The sequence below is a fragment of the Marinobacter sp. PE14 genome (assembly GCF_053566155.1).
Genome location: NZ_JBQXNY010000004.1, coordinates 384,213 through 403,824, shown reverse-complemented (window position 1 = coordinate 403,824; position 19,612 = coordinate 384,213). Strand labels below are relative to the sequence as shown.

At 57.7% G+C, this 19,612-nt stretch carries 16 protein-coding genes and 1 riboswitch; of the genes, 8 read left to right on the top strand and 8 right to left on the bottom strand.

The genetic code is table 11. The annotated features are described in order from the left end of the window. Positions 1-2 precede the first annotated feature (2 nt). From gspK to gspE, 7 genes are all read right to left on the bottom strand, one after another. The gene (gspK, locus tag ACWJ62_RS15395; protein WP_449287100.1) at positions 3-1,007 is read right to left on the bottom strand and encodes a type II secretion system minor pseudopilin GspK; all 1,005 of its coding nucleotides are present in this window, start codon (positions 1,005-1,007) and stop codon (positions 3-5) included. A gap of 6 nt (positions 1,008-1,013) precedes the next feature. Further along, complete coding sequence (gene gspJ / locus ACWJ62_RS15390) at positions 1,014-1,793, bottom strand: type II secretion system minor pseudopilin GspJ (RefSeq protein ID WP_449286972.1); 780 nt, start codon at positions 1,791-1,793, stop codon at positions 1,014-1,016. Then, complete coding sequence (gspI, locus tag ACWJ62_RS15385; RefSeq protein ID WP_449286971.1) at positions 1,790-2,164, bottom strand: type II secretion system minor pseudopilin GspI; 375 nt, start codon at positions 2,162-2,164, stop codon at positions 1,790-1,792. The genes gspJ and gspI overlap by 4 nt, the downstream gene beginning before the upstream one ends. Further along, a complete protein-coding gene (gene gspH / locus ACWJ62_RS15380) occupies positions 2,161-2,691 on the bottom strand; it encodes a type II secretion system minor pseudopilin GspH (protein WP_449286970.1) in 531 nt (176 codons plus the stop codon). Before gspH ends, gspI begins: the two co-directional genes overlap by 4 nt. 6 nt (positions 2,692-2,697) lie before the next feature. Then, a complete protein-coding gene (gene gspG / locus ACWJ62_RS15375) occupies positions 2,698-3,150 on the bottom strand; it encodes a type II secretion system major pseudopilin GspG (RefSeq protein ID WP_449286969.1) in 453 nt (150 codons plus the stop codon). A gap of 68 nt (positions 3,151-3,218) precedes the next feature. Continuing rightward, a complete protein-coding gene (gene gspF, locus ACWJ62_RS15370) occupies positions 3,219-4,430 on the bottom strand; it encodes a type II secretion system inner membrane protein GspF (protein WP_092032685.1) in 1,212 nt (403 codons plus the stop codon). 3 nt (positions 4,431-4,433) lie between these two features. Then, on the bottom strand, positions 4,434-5,942 hold the full coding sequence (gene gspE / locus ACWJ62_RS15365; RefSeq protein ID WP_449286968.1) for a type II secretion system ATPase GspE: 1,509 nt from the start codon (positions 5,940-5,942) through the stop codon (positions 4,434-4,436). A gap of 166 nt (positions 5,943-6,108) precedes the next feature. Between gspE and ACWJ62_RS15360 the strand changes: the two genes are divergently transcribed. The 5 genes from ACWJ62_RS15360 to ACWJ62_RS15340 all read left to right on the top strand — a co-directional run bounded on the left by ACWJ62_RS15360 (position 6,109) and on the right by ACWJ62_RS15340 (position 12,354). After that, complete coding sequence (locus tag ACWJ62_RS15360) at positions 6,109-6,759, top strand: type II secretion system protein N (RefSeq protein WP_449286967.1); 651 nt, start codon at positions 6,109-6,111, stop codon at positions 6,757-6,759. Between the two features lie 8 nt (positions 6,760-6,767). After that, positions 6,768-7,430: a transglutaminase-like cysteine peptidase gene (locus ACWJ62_RS15355; RefSeq protein WP_449286966.1), complete on the top strand. Its 663-nt coding sequence runs from the start codon at positions 6,768-6,770 to the stop codon at positions 7,428-7,430. Between the two features lie 123 nt (positions 7,431-7,553). Further along, entirely contained in the window at positions 7,554-9,158 is a 1,605-nt protein-coding gene (locus ACWJ62_RS15350; RefSeq protein ID WP_449286965.1) for an FAD-binding oxidoreductase, read from the top strand. Between the two features lie 48 nt (positions 9,159-9,206). After that, a complete protein-coding gene (locus ACWJ62_RS15345) occupies positions 9,207-10,805 on the top strand; it encodes a glycerol-3-phosphate dehydrogenase/oxidase (protein WP_449286964.1) in 1,599 nt (532 codons plus the stop codon). After that, positions 10,795-12,354: an FGGY-family carbohydrate kinase gene (locus tag ACWJ62_RS15340; protein WP_449286963.1), complete on the top strand. Its 1,560-nt coding sequence runs from the start codon at positions 10,795-10,797 to the stop codon at positions 12,352-12,354. Before ACWJ62_RS15345 ends, ACWJ62_RS15340 begins: the two co-directional genes overlap by 11 nt. On the opposite strand, the gene ACWJ62_RS15335 is transcribed toward ACWJ62_RS15340, so the two are convergent. Then, entirely contained in the window at positions 12,335-13,555 is a 1,221-nt protein-coding gene (locus tag ACWJ62_RS15335) for a D-amino acid dehydrogenase (protein ID WP_449286962.1), read from the bottom strand. The genes ACWJ62_RS15340 and ACWJ62_RS15335 overlap by 20 nt on opposite strands. A gap of 163 nt (positions 13,556-13,718) precedes the next feature. Beyond that, a riboswitch (glycine riboswitch) is annotated at positions 13,719-13,811 on the bottom strand. Between the two features lie 574 nt (positions 13,812-14,385). On the opposite strand from ACWJ62_RS15335, the gene ACWJ62_RS15330 reads away from it, so the two are divergent. The 3 genes from ACWJ62_RS15330 (at position 14,386) to ACWJ62_RS15320 (ending at position 19,604) form a co-directional block, all read left to right on the top strand. Continuing rightward, positions 14,386-16,203, top strand: coding sequence for a hypothetical protein (locus ACWJ62_RS15330; RefSeq protein WP_449286961.1), 1,818 nt, complete (start codon positions 14,386-14,388; stop codon positions 16,201-16,203). Positions 16,204-16,294: 91 nt separating this feature from the next. Beyond that, positions 16,295-17,752 (top strand): DUF3336 domain-containing protein, encoded by a 1,458-nt coding sequence (locus tag ACWJ62_RS15325; protein ID WP_449286960.1) that lies wholly within the window; start codon positions 16,295-16,297, stop codon positions 17,750-17,752. 145 nt (positions 17,753-17,897) lie between these two features. After that, positions 17,898-19,604 carry a putative bifunctional diguanylate cyclase/phosphodiesterase gene (locus tag ACWJ62_RS15320; RefSeq protein WP_449286959.1) on the top strand — a complete coding sequence of 569 codons (1,707 nt, stop codon included), beginning with the start codon at positions 17,898-17,900 and terminating at the stop codon, positions 19,602-19,604. The last annotated feature ends 8 nt before the right edge of the window (positions 19,605-19,612 follow it).

Below are 19,612 nucleotides of genomic sequence, written 5' to 3'. Positions count from 1 at the left end.
GATTATCCTTCTGAAATGGTGAAAGGCTCTTTGGTGATTCGGTTTTTCTGCCCGATATCCCTGTTAACCGTCTGGAGTTCGCCTTCCGGAGTCCGGAACACGGTACTGACCATATTCACGACACGGTTATCGTAGGTAATCCGCGAGGCAACTTCAAAAAACCGTGTCTGCAACCCCAGTCCAACCGACTTGAGCCCGAGCCCGGCGAACTCCGGTAACGCCAGAAAGTCCTGAAGATTCTCGAACCGTTCCTCTTCCCGCTTCTCAAGAATAGACGCAGCCTGGGCGTCCGTCAGCTCTTCATGGAGAGAGCGGATCACCATGGCAGTAGCGGTGTTCACATTAATCCCCGCACCATTTACAGGAAGCGCCGCCACGTGTGGCTGCAAAGCCCGATAAATCTCTTCGGTCATGCCCTCGAGCAGGCGCAATTCGGTCACCGTAGTGAACGGCTGGTTGGCAGCCCGATAACCCTGCTCAGCCATCAGATACTGGCCATCCTCGGCGCCATAGGCGGTAACCGTCTGGTCGTTGGGGTCGATCCAGTCCACTAGCGAGTCTACAGAAACGGCCGTAATCCCCAGTGCAGCAAACAACTGAACGAAACGATTCCTGACGATGGGGTCCACCTGGCCATTGGCGCCAACCAGGTCGTTCAGATTAAGCCGACCTCCTAGGTCGTCAATCTGAACCTCTGCCACGCCATTATCATCCAGTGGCAGAACGGCCGCATTGGCAGCCCAGAACTCGTCAAGGCTATCGACCATGAGGTTCTCTTCCTTGTCCTCATCATAATCCCTGCGCAGGATCTGGCGGGCAAACGCCTCGGCGCCAAGTGCAATACTCTGGCCCTGCTGTTGAGCCAGATAATGCCCCGCCTTGAACACTCGCAAGCTCTGCTGCTGGGTCATCCCCGAAGCAAGCATGACCACCAGAGCCATGGCCAGCAGCACCATGATCAAAGCGACCCCGCGCTGACGGTTCGGTAACCTCGGGATCTGGCCCATCACTGCCTAGCCTCCCTGCCCCGTTGCGCCGGTATTCTCTCCGGGTTGTTCTCCGGTGCCCTCTTCTTCAGTGCTTTCTTCTTCCGCTTCACTGGCAGCCTGGTTGGCCTGGTTCACGGCACCCTGGGCAACGGCCGGATCAAAATCCGGCAGGGCAAAGGTCCTTACCAGCGTTCCAAAACGTTCATGCTCCAGAGTCACTTCCATGCCCAGCGGCAATGGAATATCCGGGCGGCTACCCGGGGTCAATCCAGCCATCACCTCATCGGTTGGCCATTCGGGCTGCCAGCTCCGGTTGGCATCCAGAAACCGCACTTCCAGGCGCTTTACGCCTTCCAGCAGCAGCACGTCGCGGCTGTCATCTTCCTGGCCCTGATCCACCATGGGCCAGTAACGGCGCCGCAGCTCACTGCCAGTATATTCCCAGCCGACACGCTGCAAGCCACTGCGGCGAATGCCCAGGGGGTTCCGCCAGCCCTGCCGGGTCAGCAACAGGGAAAAGTCGTCCTCACGGCTGGAGAGCGCTGGCTGGAAATCCCCGTAAATGTCCCTGGCTGGACGGTTAACCACCTGCATGATATCCCGCTCCAAAAGGAGCATGGACCGCTGCAAACCGTCGAACTGTTCGGCCAGTTCGTTCACCCGATCACGGGAATTGACCACCCCGTTGATAACCTGCCAAACGCCAAGCCCGATGACGGCGGTAATGGTGACCGCGATCAATACCTCCAGCAGGGTGAAACCACGTTGCTGCGGTTGGCAGCTATGCACCGACACGAACGTCATTGTGCCCCCACGAACGCCGACAGGGTATGAATCGGATCCGGCGCTGCGCCTTCCTCGCGATAACGGGCAACCGTAACCTCCACCCGGCGCATCTTGGCCTCGGCGGTTGCCAGAATCGCGGTGGTCACTCGCCAGCGATACGGCCCGAAGTCAGTATCCTTGGAGTTCTCGGAGATGCCCGGAATGTTTTCTTGCAGACGGATTTCATTGATCCGGTTATCCGCCAACCAGCTCGCCAGGGTTTTGTCACGAACCCGTTCGTAACTGGAAATGTACTGGCTCCCAACTTCGGCCGCAGCCGTTGCAATCAGGCCGAACACAAGCAGAGCGATGAGTACTTCGATCAGGGTAAACCCTTTTTGTGCCCTCACCCGCTGCTCACCTCATCGCCCGGTTTGCGCCACTCCATGGGCGACACCCCATCAGAGGCCAGTACGTGCATCGTGTCTGACCCGTTTCCGATGGTGAATTCAAGCTCGAACGGCGTTGTCTCGCCACTGGAGAAAAAAACGACGTCCGGCAACAGGGTATCTTCGGATGACGCCAGCCTGGGCGCGTCGCTTTCGATGAACTCGGTTACCGTCAGCCACTCCGGCAGGCTCCGAGCCCGGAACATACGCTCACCCGAGGCCTTCCAGTCGCCGGTCTGATCCTGATAAGCCACGAACTGGTAGCCGTCTTCCTCCAGCTTCAGGCCCAGCTCCAGGTTATTGAGAACCGCCTGCTCCGAGGCTGTCTGCATAAGCAGATACAGCTCCCGGACCTCATTTTCCAGTTCGCGCTGCTGGGAGCTTCCTCCCATGGTGAACACGGCAAGAGAAGCCAGCAGACCCACAACCACCAGGACCACCAGTATTTCAATCAGGGTGAAACCGGTCTGTCGGGATCTGACCTGCACGGTATTTTAGCCCTCGGTATTCCAGACGCTGATATCGGCAGCGTCGCCGTCGCCGCCTTCCTGGCCATCGGAGCCGTAGGAATACAGATCGTAGGGGCCTTCGGTACCCGGGCTTACGTACTGGTATTCAGAACCCCAGGGGTCTTCCGGCACGCTCTTCAGGTAACCGTCCGAATTCCAGTTCTTGGGCTCCGGACTGCCACTTGGCCTTGAGACCAGCGCCTCGAGACCCTGCTGGGTCGAGGGATAATGGCTGTTATCCAGGCGATAAAGGTCCAGCGCATTGGCAATGTTGCTCAACTGGGTTTCCGCCACGGTGACCTTTGCCTGGTCACTCCGACCCATGATGTTTGGAGCCACGATGGCCACCAGCAGGCCGAGGATCACCATCACCACCATGATTTCAATCAGGGTAAAGCCGCGGTTACGGTTTTGTGAATTGAGGTTCTTGATCGTCATTGTCTCACTCGTTATTGGCATGGATTGCTTTCGGTCCGGATTCGTCTACTGACAATCCGGCGCGGGTTTCATCCCACGAGATTACTCATATTCAGTATCGGCAACATGATGGCCAGCACGATGATCAGCACCACCACGCCCATCACCAGTAGCATCATCGGCTCGAACAGTCCCACAATCGCAGCGATCTTTGATTGAAGGGTGTTTTCCTGCATGCGCGCGGTCCGCTCCAGCATGCTGTCCAGCTCACCACTGGCCTCCCCGCTGGCGATCATGTGCAGCATCATCGGCGGGAAATACCCGGTCTGATCAAGGGAGCGATGGAGCGAGCCGCCCTCACTGACTTTTCTGGCCGCATCCCGCAATTCCTGCCGCAGAAAATCGTTGGATAGCACTTCACCGGCAATGCGCATTGCCTCTACCAGCGGCACGCCACTGGTCGTCAATATGCTGAGGGTGCTGGCATATCGGGCAGTGTTGACGCCACGAACCATCCCTGAAAACAAGGGTAGATGTAACAGACGTTTGTGAAACCGCAGTCTAAACCCCGGCTTGGTCAGGAAAAAGCGGAACACCATCAATGCAGCGACCAGCAGTATAAATAGATAGACACCGTAATCCGCCAGAAATTCCGACACCGCAAGCATGGCCATGGTCAGCGTTGGCAGCTCCTGCCCCTGCTTCAGAAACACATCGATGATATCCGGCACCACGTAAGTAAGCAGGAAGACCACGATGGCAATGGCAACAATACTGAGAATGATGGGGTAGATCGCCGCCAGCTGAATTTTCTGACGAGCCTCCTGGCGGTTTTCGGTGTAATCCGCCAGCCGGTTCAGAACCAGATCGAGATGACCGGCGTGCTCACCAGCAGCAACGGTAGACCGGTACAGCCTCGGGAATGCCCGGGGGAACTCACCCAGGCTGTCCGCCAGGGTGTAGCCTTCCATGACTTTCGCGCGTATGGCGATAAGCATGCTGCGTATTCTGGGTTTCGGCGATTGCTGGGCGGCTGCAGAGAGCGCTTGTTCAATGGGAATGCCTGACTGAATCAGCGTTGCCAACTGGCGGGTAACCAGTGCCAGGTCGGCAGCCGCCAGGGAACCCCGGCTGCTCAGAGGATTGCTTCTGGCCTGTTTCTCGGCGGCCGGCTCAACGGCAAGTGGTGTCAGGCCACGCTCCCGGAGTTGCTGACGAACGGCTCTCGGCGCATCGGCCTCCACGACACCTTGTTTTTGCTTGCCCCGGGAATCGAGCGCCTTGTATTCGTATGCTGGCATGGTTTACTGACCCCGGTGCGTAACGCGGAGTACTTCTTCCACCGTGGTCACACCATCCAGGATTTTCTGCACGCCGTCTGCGTGAATACTCGGGCCATGCTGGCGAGCCACCTTTTCCAGATCCAGTTCGCCGGCGCGTTTGTGAATCAGAGAACTGAGTTCCTCGGAGATCTCCACCACCTCATAGATACCAATTCGCCCACGGTAACCTAGCTGGTTGCAATGGCTACAGCCGGTTGCCCGGTAAATGGTGGGCGGATTGGCGGGATCCTGCTGCAAAAATTCGCAGTGTTCTTCTGTGGGCGTGTAGGACTCCCGGCATTCCTTGCACAGAACCCGAACCAGCCGCTGGGCAACAATGCCCACCAGGCTTGATGAAATCAGGAAGGGCTCAATGCCCATATCCATAAGCCGGGTAATCGCGCCAACGGCGGTGTTGGTGTGCAACGTGGAAAGAACCAGGTGGCCCGTCAAACTCGCCTGTACGGCAATTTCTGCGGTCTCCAGATCCCGGATCTCACCGATCATGACCACATCCGGATCCTGACGCAGAATGGCTCGCAGGCCCCGGGCAAAGGTCATGTCCACCTTGGTGTTGACCTGGGTCTGGCCGATGCCGGGCAGGTTATACTCGATGGGATCTTCAACGGTCAGGATGTTGCGGCTGCGATCGTTAATTTCCTGCAGCGAGGCATAGAGTGTGGTGGACTTACCGGAACCGGTCGGGCCGGTGACCAGCAGAATACCGTAGGGCCGGTAAATCAGCTTGCGCAGTACCTTCAGGTCTCGCCCCGCCATGCCCAGGGATTCCAGACGTATGGCACCTGCCTGTTTGTCGAGCAAACGCAGAACCACGCGTTCACCGCTGGAAGACGGCATGGTCGACACACGAATATCCACCTCCCGACCGGCTACCCTCAGCGCAATCCGGCCATCCTGGGGCACTCGCTTCTCGGCAATATCCAGCTTCGCCATAACCTTGATCCGGGACACCAGAAGCGGAGCCAGTGCGCGCTTGGGCTCCACAACTTCCCGCAACACGCCATCCACCCGGAAGCGAACAACAAGGCGCTTTTCATAGGTTTCAATGTGAACGTCCGAGGCGCTGGTTTTCACCGCTTCAGTGAGAATGGCATTGATCAGACGAATGATCGGGGCATCGTCTTCCTGCTCCAGCAGATCTTCGGTTTCCGGAACCGAGTCAGCCAGGGAGGCCAGGTCCATGTCATCACCGATGCCTTCCACCATCTGCATCGCTTCTGCAGAATCGTTCTGATAGGCGGAATTCAGGGCCTGATCGAACCGGTCCGGGTCAATGGTGGCAAAACGGGCACGACCGCCACTGATACGGTTCGCTTCCGCCAGTGCAGAATGGGACGCTCCGGGACGAACCAGAATAACCGGCTCTCCGGCATCCGAACGGGTCAGGATTACTCCGTTGCGCTTGGCAAAAGTAAACGGAAGACGGCCCAGCGGAGCATCCTGCGGCTGAAGTTCAGTATCTGTGTTCAAGGTCGTCCTCGTTCGTGAAACCCTTTTCGATTCAACTAATTCAGAAAGGCTACCACAGGATATGGACCCGCTGAATAACTCTATACACTATACTCCCAATAAAACGTTGCAGTCTGATAACCTGTGAGCTTTTTCCCGGCCCACAAATTTGCATTCAGGATGATCAATGCTCCTAAACAATGAACGGTTTCCCCTGATTCTCGCGCTCGTGGCAGGGGCCGCCATGGTCGCCCTGACAGCCTGGCAGGGGTACCGTTTCTGGCAAATGGAAGGCCAGCAGGGACAGCACACTAACGTGCAGCCACTGGTCTCCGACCCGGCGGCCGGTCGCGAGCCACCCAGCGTGAACCTGTCCTCCCTGGACCTGTTCGGAGCCGCAACCGGCGAAAGCGGGCCAGCAGAAATAGATACCGAGAATCTGCCGGAAACCAACCTTCGACTGTTCCTTCGGGGCGTACTGGCCGCCGATGGCGATTTCCCCGGCAGCGCGCTGATCGAAGATGACAAGAGTAAAACCGAAGCCTACCTCGTCGGTGACGAACTGCCCGGTAATGCCACACTGCGCTCGGTACACCCCAACCGGGTGATCATTGAGCGCTCCGGCAAACTCGAGAACCTCTACTTCCCGGAATCCGAAGACCGCAGCGGCATGTCCTTCACGGCCGACCAACAGGAAGAGCCCGCGCCTGCCGTCCAGCAGGCTGCATCCCCCTCGCCCTCGAGAGCGCCCGCTTCCGCCAATAGCGATGAGCAGCGCCGGGAGGAAATCCGCCGGCGCCTTGAGCAGCTCAGGGAACGCCTACGGAACAATAACTGAGGCGCGCTATGGAAACGGCCGCCATTCAGATACGCCGCCGTTCCACACTTCTGCCTGCGTTATTGCTCGTGGTCTCTGTTGTGAGTGCCTTTGAGCTGGGCTCGCGTCTGATGAACTATGTTCAGGAAGAATTCGGAACCGAGGCCCACCAGCGCCTGGAAAACTGGCAGCGCCTGCATGCTCTGGCCGCGAATGCCCCCATCGACCGGCAGCTCCGCCTGGTGAACTCCTTCTTCAATAGAGTCACGTTTGTCAGCGATATCCGCCACTGGGGCGAGGAAGACTACTGGTCAACTCCGGTAGAACTGCTGACCACCAACGGCGGCGACTGTGAGGATTTCTCCATTGCCAAATACCTGACCCTCAAGTCCATGGGCGTGCCCGATGACCAGCTCCGGATCGTGTATGTCAAAGCGCTGGAACTGAACCAGGCCCACATGGTGCTGGCGTGGTACCCGGAGCCAGACGCCGATCCGTTGATTCTGGACAACCTGATAAATGACATTAAACCTGCATCTCAACGCACTGATCTTGAACCCGTTTACAGCTTCAACGGTGAAGGCCTCTGGCTGAACCAGTCCGGTGGAGCGCGCACCCGGATCGGCGAAGCGGGCAAACTCTCACGGTGGCAGGACCTCAACAGCCGGCTGACGGAATCGCTCCGACCCTGAGCGGGTTGCCAAAGCCAGCCACTGGCGGCAAATGACAGGAACCATGGCGCCAAGCGACAGCGGCGAACGACGCAGAGCCTATAGAATGCGCCACATTCGTTTTTAATCTGGAGAATAAGACACATGCGACGCTGGAACGGCTGGGGCGACGAGGGATTCAATCTGGCAATGCCGGAACAGGGCCAGGACTTTCTGGCATCACGCATCGGCAGTGGCCGGTCTCTGGCGGACGCGACCCTGGAATCTGTTTGCGCAAAAGTGCCGGAAACCCGCCTTATCCGGCCGGCAGAGTTTGAATCACTGATTGATACAGGCCCGGAAGCACGAGTGCGGCATGCCCGTGGCCAGAGTCTTGCGGACTGGCTGGCCATGCGCAGCGGCGAGTTTGGTGTGTTTCCGGATGGCGTTGCCTACCCCACCACCAGCGAAGAAGTTCAAACCCTGCTCTCCTGGGCCGCGGAGCAGCACATTCACCTGATTCCCTACGGTGGTGGCACCAGTGTGGCCGGGCACATAAATCCGGTGGATAAAGGCCAGCCAGTACTGACCGTGGACATGAGCCGGATGAATCGCCTGATGGACCTGGACACGGACAGCCAGATCGCGACGTTTGGTGCGGGAACGCCCGGGCCACTGGTAGAGTCCCAACTCCGGGCCCATGGCTACACACTCGGGCATTTTCCCCAGTCTTTCGAGCTTTCCACCGTCGGCGGCTGGGTGGCCTCCCGATCCAGTGGCCAGCAATCCCTGCGCTATGGCCGTATTGAACAACTCTTTGCCGGTGGCCGGGTCGAAACCCTGCAAGGCACCCTTAACCTGCCCACCATACCGGCCTCTAGCGCAGGTCCGGATATCCGGGAGATGATTCTGGGCTCGGAAGGCCGTATCGGGCTGATTACCGAGGTGAAGGTGCGGATTACTCCGCTGCCCGACCACGAGAGTTTTCATGTGGTCTTTTTCCCGGATTGGGAGAGTGCCCGCACTGCCAGCCGGCTGCTGGTGCAGAACCGAACCCAATTATCCATGCTCAGGCTCAGCAATGCGGTAGAGACCGAGACCCAGCTGGCTCTGGCCGGCCATCCCCGGCTGATCGGTATGCTTGAGCGCTTCCTGTCTCTTCGCGGCGCGAGCGATGGCAAATGCATGATGACCTTTGGCGTTACCGGCACCCGGCGACAGACGAGGAACGCCCTGAAAGAAACTCGAAGCATCTGCAAGGCCCAAAACGGCGTCTATACCGGCACGCGGCTCGGCGACAAATGGGCAGCCAAGCGTTTTACCATGCCCTATCTGAGAGAGGCCCTCTGGCAGATGGGCTATGCGGTCGACACTCTGGAAACGGCCACTGACTGGGACAACGTCGACAATCTGCTGGGTCTGATCGAGACCAACCTGCGTGACGGGCTGAAAGACCAGCACGAGAACACCCATGTGTTCACCCACCTCTCCCACTTCTACAGCCAGGGCTGCAGCATTTACACCACCTACGTGTTCCGGGTGGGCGACAGCTACGAGGAAACACTCGCGCGCTGGCAAACGCTCAAAACCAGCACCTCCGAACTGATCGTGAACAACCGCGGCACCATCAGCCATCAACACGGTGTCGGTAAGGATCACGCCCCTTATCTGCCGGTGGAAAAAGGCGAACTGGGCATGTTGGCTATACGCTCCCTGTGCAGCACCTTTGACCCGGACGCGATCCTGAACCCGGAAACCCTCGTTAAATGAGAGCGAAATGAGTGCTAAATGAGCGCAACGCCAAATGGGAGACCCACGATGACCCGGACTGAAATCCTCAATGCGCTGCGTTCAGGGACCAACGAATTTGATGTGGTGGTGGTCGGCGGCGGAATTACCGGCGCCGGCGTGGCCCGGGAAGCAGCAGGCAGCGGGCTGCGCACGCTTCTGGTAGAACAGAAGGACTTTTCCTGGGGTACCTCCAGCCGGTCCTCGAAGATGGTGCATGGTGGCCTCCGGTACCTGGGCAGCGGGCATTACAGTCTTACCCGGGACGCCGTGCGCGAGCGGGAACGGTTAATGGCGGAAGCGCCGGGGTTACTTGAGCCCCTGCGCTTCATCATGCCGCACTTCAAAGGCCAGTTCCCCGGACCGCGCCTGTTCCAAACACTGCTTCGGGTTTACGACTTTATTGCCCGCAACCGGAGCCGCCACTTTCTGACCCCGGCCGAATCCATGCTCTGGGTGCCGGGCCTGACGGGCGAAAAACTCGCCGGCGCCAGCGGTTTTACCGATGCAGTCACCGACGACTCGCGCCTGGTCCTGCGCCTGATTGCCGAAGCCCGGCGGGACGGAGCCATGTGCCTGAATTACACTCGAGCCGATGAAATAAAGCGCAGCAACGGCGATGTATCCGGCTTGCTGATTCAGGCAGAGGAAAACGATACGCCCATTGAGATCTTCGCGCCCCTGGTCATCAATGCCACCGGTGCCTGGGCAGATAGGCTGCAGTCCAGCGAGACCTCTGAAGGCGCCATGCACATCCGGCCCCTGCGTGGCAGCCATCTCGTGCTGCCCTGGTCCAGCCTGCCGGTGTCCTGTTCGGTTTCCCTGTTTCATCCGGAAGATGGCCGCCCGGTGTTTGCCTTCCCATGGCTGGGCACCACCGTTCTCGGCACCACCGACATCGACCATGAGGGCAACCTGGATCAGGAGCCGGTGATTTCTGAACCCGAGACAGCCTACCTGCTTGAGATCGCCTCACGCTTGTTTCCGGGCAGCCCCATTACCCGAAGCGACATCCTTTCAACCTGGGCCGGCGTGAGGCCGGTGGTAACCGATGGCACGGGTAAGGCGCCGTCCAGGGAAAACCGGGAACACGCACTTCGGGTGGATCGGGGGCTGGTCAGCATTGCCGGCGGCAAGCTCACCACATTCCGGGTCATCGCCCGCGAGGCCCTCACCCGGGGGCTTGGCGATGACGCCAGCAAGGTTCTGCGGCCCGCATCCAAACCGGTGTTTCAGGGCACAGAACACCCCTCAAGGCCAGCCGCCATTAGCCACCAGTGCTGGCAGCGACTGCAGGGGTTCTATGGGCCCGAGCTTGATCAACTGCTTGCTTCGGGCCCACTGGAGCCTGTCACTCCGAATCAGGCTTCCGACCTGCTCTGGGCGGAGCTCTGCTGGGCGTGCCAGAGAGAAGATGTGCAGCATCTGGACGATTTGCTTCTGCGCCGAACACGATTGGGCCTGGTGCTGCCGAATGCCGGCCAAGCCCTTCTCCCGGAGATTCGCAACCACTGCCAGCCCCTGCTTGGCTGGGCTGATCAACGGTGGGAGGAGGAACAGGCCCGTTACCTGGCTATGTACCATGGCGCCTATTCACTGCCACCCGGGGAGGCCTCCGATGCCGGTTGAGCCTTTAATCCTGGCCATCGATAACGGCACCCAGAGCGTGAGAGCCTTGCTGTTCGATACCCGGGGCAACCTGGTCGGCAAAGGCAAGCAGGAAATCGAGCCCTACTTCTCGAGAGAACCAGGCTGGGCCGAGCAGCACCCGGACTATTTCTGGGAGCAGCTCGGGGAAGCCTGCCAATTGCTCTGGAGCTCCACAGACGCGACACCGGATCAGGTTGCCGGCGTTACCGTGACCACCCAGCGCGGCACCGTCATCAACCTGGATGAAGATGGACAGCCTCTACGCCCGGCAATCATCTGGCTCGACCAGCGCCATGCAAGGGTCGAAGGCCCCGTCAAAGGGCCCTGGGGATGGCTGTTCAAAGTTGCCCGTCTGGAAGACACCATCAACCGGTTCCGGGAAAAAACCCAGGCCAACTGGATCGCCCAGAATGAACCCGAGATCTGGGCCAAAACCCGGTATTTCCTGTTGCTGTCCGGCTATCTCAACTACCGACTCACCGGGGAGTTCCGGGACTCAACCGGAAGCCAGGTAGGATACCTGCCCTTCGATTACAAGAAACACCGCTGGGCCGGCCGGCGGGATTTTAAATGGCAAACCATGCCGATTGAGCCATCCATGCTTCCTGAGCTTGTGGCACCCGGCGAAAATTTGGGCCATCTGACCGAGGAAGCCCGCGTGCACCTCGGCCTGGAGAAACGCCTGCCAGTTATCGCCGCTGCATCGGACAAGGCCTGCGAGATTCTCGGCTCCGGCGGGCTGACGCCAGAGGTCGGCTGCATGAGCTATGGCACCACCGCCACCATCAACACCACCAGCCAGCGTTACGTAGAGCCGATCCGGCTGATGCCGCCCTATCCGTCTGCATTACCCGGTCACTACTCGACGGAGGTGATGATCTACCGGGGTTTCTGGATGGTGAGCTGGTTCAAGCGGGAGTTCGGGCTAAGGGAACAGAAACTTGCCGAGGAACGAGGTATCGAGCCGGAAGCGCTGTTCGATGAACTGGTTCAGGCGGTGCCACCCGGATCAATGGGCCTGATGCTGCAGCCCTACTGGTCACCCGGCGTACGCCAACCGGGGCCGGAAGCCAAGGGTTCGATCATCGGGTTCGGAGACGTTCACACCCGTTCCCATATTTATCGTGCGATTCTGGAGGGTCTTGCCTACGCGCTCCGGGAAGGAAAGGAAAAAATCGAAAAGCGAAGCGGCGTGAAGATCAGGAAATTGCGAGTAGCGGGCGGCGGCTCCCAGAGTGATGCCGCCATGCAGCTAACCGCGGATGTGTTCGGATTACCGGCCGAGAGGCCTCACACCTATGAGACCTCCGGGCTAGGCGCCGCCATCGATGCGGCTGTAGGGCTAGGGCTGCATCCGGATTTCGACACAGCCGTGGCGAAGATGACCCGGGTTGGCGACGTCTTTCATCCCAACGATGAAACCCGGGCTCTTTACCAACGGCTGTATTCCGAGGTTTATCTGAAGATGTACCCCCAGCTGCAACCCCTGTACCGGAAAATCCGGGAGATTACCGGCTATCCCCGGTAACACTCTCCGCGACCAACTCAGCGGTAATCGCAGAAAGCGTCCAGCCCAAGTGACCGTGACCGGTGTTGTAGAATACGGTCGGCAGGCGACCGGGCCCAACCCTTGGCATCATGTTCGGAAGCATCGGGCGCAATCCTGCCCAAGGAACGACCTTGCGAGTGCAGACACCGGGGAAGCACTGCTCAACCCAACGGGTTAGCGGGCGAATCCGGTCATCCTTGATATCGCGGTTGTAGCCGCTGAACTCGGCGGTACCGGCAACCCGGAAACGGCCATCGCCAAGGCGACTGGTTACGATCTTGGTGGCATCATCCAGCAGGCTGACCGTTGGAGCGGCTTTCTGTGAGGCCTCGTCGTCCAGCTCCACGGTAATGGAGTAGCCCTTCACCGGGTAGATATTCACCCGGTCACCCAGCTTTTTAGCCAACCCGCGACTGCCAACACCCGCACAAATCACCACGCCATCAAAGGTATCGCGGGTTTGTTCTTCGCCATCGTGCGCGGTGACCCAGGCATTGCGCTCGTCTGCGCTCAGTTCAGTAACCGTTTGGCCGTAGCAGGTTTTAACACCAAGCCTCTGAATGGCATCGGCCAGGCCGTTAGTGAACTTGTGAATATCACCAGTGGAATCGCTCTCGGTGAAAAAGCCGCCGTAATAGTTGCCTGCCAGCGTCGGTTCGATGGCCTTCATTTCTTCCGGAGTCACCGAACGGCGTTCAAGGCCGCCAGCGGCCAGCAGGCGCGATACCTTTTCAGCGTGGTCAAACCCGGCTTTGTCCCGGTAGATGTGCAGGATGCCCTGCTTCTTCAAATCGAAATCGATGCCCTCTTCCTGCGCCCAGGCAAACAGGTGATCGCGGGCAGCAATGGCCAAACGCGCGGTTTCCGTGGTGTTTTTCTCGTACTGGGGAATGGCGGCCATGAACTCGGCAAACCAGCTCAGCTTGTGCCAGGAAGGCTTCGGGTTGACCAACAGTGGCGCGTCCCGGCGGGACATCCACTTGATGCCTTTCACAACAGTCTGCCAGTTGTTCCAGACTTCGGCGTTAGAGGCGGAGAGCTGTCCACCATTGGCAAACGACGTTTCCATCGCCGCATAGCGGTGCTTTTCGTAAACCGTAACATCTAGCCCGCGCTTGGCGAGAGTATAGGCCGTGGTAATACCGGTGATACCACCGCCAATTACTGCGATTCGCTTCATTCCAAACTCCGTGAGCGCCCAGGGTTTCCTCTCTGCTCGAAATGGCAGAAAGCACCCCTTCCGTCACGGGACCTGAGAGATTCACGGGCCGTTTCAGCGAAACCGGCCGCTTGCTCCTTCGGTGTGCCGACTGACGCGATTGTCGACAACTCTTCGGAAAGTATTCATGTCAGCGGTCCTTTTGCCTGAGAGTTTCCGGGGCAGTTGCTCCTTCGGCGCTGATCGCAGGGGATTCAGTCTCTCCCGCAGACATGTCTGATTGGTAATAATCGCCAATCAGCATTAGCAAACATAGCAAATAACCGGGGGGCATGAAACTACTGCTGCTTTCTCGGAAATGTGACGAAAAGTTGATCAATGTCAGACAATCCAGCACCAGACATATACTACGCTTATATGTACAGAACCAGATCGTCTGAGGTAGCCGCAGCGACATGGGCGCTCCACCAGGCTGTTATCCGGCGATCACGTTCTGTCCGGATTTTCCGTTGCCGTCTCCGGCGCATGCTTTCAGGAGTTTGTTTATGTTTCCTAAAAAACAATTAAAGAACCTGGTAACACCAGCACTAGTGGCCTCAATGGCCTTCATGAGTGGGTGCGATCTCAATGGATCAAGCTCAAATTCAAGTTCAAGCACCAGTCCAGGTACAACCCCCTCGACGGAGGAACCGGAAATTTCTGAAAAAGTACTCGACAGTGCGGCCTCTTTCCTGGGCGCGGCAACTGGTAAAGAAGTACCTTTAACGATTGATTCCGTCGTATTTGTAAACTCCGCACTGGGACTCAACGACGTTCCGACAGATCCGAAAAACCTGTACGGCGATCTCTGGATGGTGGTACGTGACGAATACGGTGTGCCGGTATTGGACGGCAATGGCTGCGTCCAACCGATCGCATCCGAAACCGTAACCTGGCCCGATGGCACTGAACACGACACCGTACCGATGGTCGTTGAAGAGTTCGATGACTCCGAGCTGGACTTTGCCTGTACGGTAGTAGAAGGCTATGAAGCCTATACCATTGAGCTGGAAATCGGGCGCCTGAACATGATCAGGACCGTTACCCAGAATCCAAAGGTTTTTGCCAGGGCACTGGCCGAGGCGATCGACAACATCAACGCCTCAACTGCGATCAAAACCGACCCCGCCGGGAGACTGGTAATGATCACGGAAGTTGATGGAGAACTGGTTGAGAAGACCATAGACTCACCCCGGGAAAATCTTGCGCTCTATCACGCACTCCTCAAGGAAGGACGCATCGCGGGTTATGGCCCCGAGGGCCGCGAAGGCGGCCAGGTGGTTCCGCCGGAATGGAAGGAAATCCGCGATGACCTCGAACTGGGCGACCTTTCCTATCTGCGCGACGGAACCCCCGGCCGTACGGCTGGTGTGAGCCTGCACGAAGGGTACGCAGATCTTTCGAACATGACGCATAACCGGATGACCGATTACGTCACCCAGTTTGTTTCCTATGTTCAGTACATCGATTCAGGCTCGAGCTGCCTGTACGAAGATCGAGTTGCCAATGCGTGGAGCCGTATATTCGACATGGAAGACTACTACGGTGAAAACATTGCCGGCTTCACAACGCATGCCGACGATGCCAGACGGACCATCGTCTTTACCCATGATGTCATTCAGGACATGCCTGAAACCCCGCTGGAAACCCTCCCTCCCAACAGCTTTGACCTGATGCATGCTGCGGCGGCATTCCTCGGCGGCGCATCCAACAAGGGCGTGCCACTGACCGTAGATGGCCTGGTTTTCCTGAACACAGTGCTTGGACTGAACGAGGGCGTTGAATTCACCTACAAAGGCGAGGTATTCGGCGATCTCTGGCAGCTGGAGCGGGATGAAAATGGCGTACCCGTCCTTGACGAAAACAATTGCCCACAGCCGATCTCGGTGAACGGGGGCTTTGTTCCCATGGAACTGGACGAAACCGGAGAATGCATCATAGTGGCCGGATTTGAGGATGACGTCATCGAGTTGGAACTGGGACGCCTGAACGTGGCCCGGGTTGCCCTCAGCAATCCACGGGTACTGGATCGAACCCTCAACGACGTGATGAACTCCATCAATGCCTCCGTTGGCCTCAAGCTGGACCTTTCTGGTCGGCTAGCCTACGGCGTCGACGACGGTACCGGTAATCTCAGTCACTATCAGACTGTCGACTCCCCTCTGGCCGGCCTGGCGATGTACTGGGCGCTGATGCGCTGGGGCAAGCTGGAAGGCACTATCGAAGTCATGGACGAAGGCAACTGGGTTACCAAACAAATCGCCATTGAGTTGCCGGATCAGGTACTGGCCGATGAAGGCCTGCTGTTTCTCAAGCACGGTACCCAAGCATGCCAGGGCAATGCCTCAGAATGCGGAGCCAAGCGTCTTGTCAACGGCTATGTTGACTACAGCAACTTCAACCATTCAACCGAATCGATCTACTCGGGAGTCAACGTAAGTTACGTGGAACGCCAGCCAGACAACCTCAGCTGCGCCTACACAGACAAAACAGATGACCTCTGGATTCGTGTGCTTGGCAGCGATAGCTACACCGGCAGCAATATCGAGGCTTTCGTCAAACAGGCGGAGGATACTCGCAGCGTGATTCAGTTTATCCATACGGTTATCCAGGATCCCGTGGCGATCTGACAACCCACCAGGCTGAAACCTGTTTCAGAAAGCGACCCCTGCTCCGGCGGGGGTTTCTTTTTGCCCGCCAGGATGAGTTAAGGTAAAAGGCATGAAACACGCCTCGAAGACCCGCAAACAGCTCCAGCATAAACTGGAACAGGCCCAAGACTACGAGCAGTGGTGCGAGGCCGCTACCGCGCTCGACGATCTGGACGGCCTGCTGGACTGGCGCGAGCAGGAAGAAACCGGGATGCTGCATGAAAGCCTGATGCGCAAGCACATGGGCCTCATGGACCATTGCCGGCAAAATGGCGACACACGTCGATTAATACGGATACTTCAGGAAAGCCTCTACCGTCACCTGGGCGAATTATCCAATCCCGACCTATACACGGTGGCTCGCAGCGGCACCAACCGCTTGGTGGGTGAATTCCTGGATGCCGTCGAGACGTCCATGGAATTCATTTGCGACCACCCTATTCCGGAAGTGACAACCGCCCGAAAATTGAAAATGTTCCGGGACGCCGAGCGGGTCTATGGTCGGCCAGCCCTTATGCTCAGCGGTGGCGCGGCCTTCGGTATTTACCATATCGGTGTTACCCGGGCGCTCTGGCGGCAGGATCTGCTGCCGGATGTCATGGCCGGCTCCAGCATGGGTGCCATCGTGGCGGGTGCCATCTGCACACGGGACGACAAGGAACTGGCAGAGTTCTTTAACCATCCGGAACGCATTCACCTGAACGCCTTCCGCTGGCTCGGGGTCGCGGAAGGCTTGAGGGCCGGCCATGCCATGGATCCGCGCCAACTTCAGGAGCATCTCCAGCATAATCTGGGCAGCGTCAGTTTCAAAGAAGCGTATGAGCACAGTGGCCGAACGCTGAATATCTCCGTCTCCCCCACCCGCACCCAGCAGAAACCACGGCTGCTGAACTGGCTGTCCTCACCGGCTGTGCTGGTGGATTCGGCAGTGATGGCCTCGTGCGCAGTGCCGGGCATATTCCCGCCGGTGGTTCTTCAGGCCCGGGAATCGAATGGTAATCGGGATACCAGCGTGCCCTACATGCCCACCGAAAGCTGGATTGACGGCAGTGTGCATGGCGACCTGCCACTGATGCGAATGGCACGCCTGCACAACGTGAACAAAACCATTGTAAGCCAGGCCAACCCCCACGTGGTGCCGTTCATCAGCCATCACGACCAGAGCGGCGTAACGGCCTGGGCCAAACGCGCGGCAGTTTCCCTGGCCCATGGCCAGATCGCCACAGCGCTTAAACTGACCAAGCAAAGCCCCCACCCCGGCATCATACGGCCCCTTATCGAACAGGCCTACGCCATGACCAGCCAGCAATACCTCGGGGACATCAACATCCACTTCCCGCCCAGGGCCTCACTCTACCGAAAGGTCCTCTCCAACCCGAGCCCTGAAGATCTCGAGATGTATATCAATCTCGGTGAACAGGCCACATGGCCCAGGCTTGCGATGATCAAGGACCAGACCAGGATCAGCAGGGCGTTCGATCGCTGTATCGCCAGGCTGGAACAAGATCTGGACGAGGAGCCTGCTTAGCGGAGCCCGCCTCCCTGCAGAAAAGCCATTGTATTACCGATCGGCAAATCAACTAGATAACCCAGGGGTCCCGAACTATTCTCAATCCTATTGCATCATCGCTTTGCGGTGCGTTAATCGCTAACCAAGAGGATGCTGACCTGCAATGAAAAATAGACAAGGAATTCGATCGGCTACAGAAGACAGTGAAAACAGGTTTTACGAGCTGATAGAGAGTCTGCCTATGGTGGCTGTGCAGGGTTACGACAGACACCGCCGGGTCATTTATTGGAATGAAGCAAGCGCGCGCATTTACGGCTATTCCCGCGAGGAAGCGCTTGGAAAGTTATTGGAGGACCTGATCATTCCCGATCACATGCGTAATGGTGTGATCGAAGCGCATCGTAATTGGCTTGAGCAAAATATCAGTATTCCCTCCGACGAACTTGAACTGAAGCACAAAGAAGGACACCTCGTTCCCGTTTACTCCAGCCATGTGATGATCAAACAGGACAGCGGCGCCTGTGAGATGTTCTGTATCGACATCAGTCTGGAAGAGCAGAAACGAGCCAGAGATGAGCTGTATCGGCGAGCGAGTTTTGACGACCTGACCGGATTACCCAACCGGCATTTTATGGAAGCCGAGTTGTCGACTCGACTGGATGAAGCTGATCGTCTGCATCAGGAAGTGGCGGTCGTTTTTATCGACCTCGACAATTTCAAAATCATCAACGATACACTTGGCCATCATCATGGTGACAGCCTCCTGAAAGCGGTGGCCGAGACCTTGAGGGCCGAACTTCGAGGCGGAGACCTGTTGAGTCGTTTTGGCGGAGACGAGTTTGTCTTGCTGATCTTCGATTTCGCAGGCCCTGAAGGGATACATGAACTTGTTTGTCGGTTGATAGACGCTCTGGAGCACAGAGTTCAGCTGGAAGGCGACTGTTACCAGGTTACCGCCAGCTTCGGTGTGAGCCTTTTCCCGCATAATGGCACCACCGTGGCTGAGCTTATGGGCAATGCAGACGCGGCTATGTATCAGGCCAAAGAAACCGGCAAGAACGGCGTGTGCTTCTATACCCCAGACATCAATGACAGGTTGGTCCATTATCAGGAAATCACCAACCTGCTCAGGGACGCCTTGAATAACGATGGACTGGAATTGTTTTTCCAGCCCCAGATCAGCCTTGCTGATCGGAAAAGCGACTCCTGCGAGGCTCTTCTCCGTTGTTTTCACGGTCAATCCCGGGCAGTGTCGCCAGCCGTTTTCATTCCGGTGGCGGAAAAGTCCGGTCTCATCAATCGGATTGGTGAATGGGTAATCGAAGCAGCCTGCAAACAACTCGACGCATGGCAGGCAACCCCTCTGAAAAACCTGCGGGTTGATATCAACCTCTCGGGACGACAGCTCACGAATCCGCACCTGGCGAGCCATATTCTCGAAACGGTGGAACGTTACAACCTTCAGCCTCACCAGCTTGGGGTTGAGCTGACTGAGAACGAGGTTTTCGGCAGCGATGAAAGCCAGACAAAACAGTTGGAAAAGCTGAAACAGGCCGGCGTGCACATTTCGATCGATGACTTCGGTACCGGACACTCCTCTCTTGTCTATCTCAGAAAGCTCCCGGTTTGCGGAATAAAAATCGATAGGAGTTTTCTCCAACATGCGATGCAGAATAGCGCCGATATGGCCATTATGGAGGCAATGGTTACCGTCGGCCACAGTCTGGGTTTAAGCGTGCTGGTCGAGGGTGTTGAAACGGATGAACAGGCCCAATTGGTAACGGACCTTGGTTGTGATTTCGCCCAGGGTTTCCTCTTTGCCAAGCCCATGCCGGCGAATAAAGTTGAAGATTTCCTGGCCAGCTTCTGACCAGGAAA